Annotated in this window: 1 protein-coding gene; it reads left to right on the forward strand. The window is 48.3% G+C overall.

Translation table 11 applies throughout. From position 1 onward, the window contains the following. A partial coding sequence (locus G8O24_RS47390; RefSeq protein ID WP_497717877.1) for a transposase occupies window positions 1–387 on the forward strand: 387 nt, incomplete at both ends.

Consider the following 387-nt stretch of genomic DNA (forward strand, 5'->3'; position numbering starts at 1 on the left):
CTTGAACAGCTGGAACGCCACCCACGACAAGAACGAGAAAATCTACGTTTCCTATGACTCCACCAACAAGAACTGTAAAGCTGGAGATATTGAGATGGCGGAATACGGTCACCCTAAGAATGACGTTGGCGCGCCAATCATCAACTACTCGATTGCTTACGACATGACCAATGAGAAGCCCCTGCTTTACGAGAGCTACCCGGGCAGTATCGTGGATGTCTCGCAGCTGAAATACATGCTGGAGAAGATTCGCGGCTACGGCTATAAGAAGATAGGTTTCATCCTTGATCGTGGATACTTCAGTAAGGCTAACATCCAATTCATGGAGCCTGCGTGTAATACACATATGTGGGTTCACACGAAGAGGACAGTGGAGACACTCCGATG

Origin of the sequence: Bradyrhizobium campsiandrae (assembly GCF_014529705.1) — a bacterium.
Taxonomy (GTDB): Bacteria; Pseudomonadota; Alphaproteobacteria; order Rhizobiales; family Xanthobacteraceae; genus Bradyrhizobium; species Bradyrhizobium campsiandrae.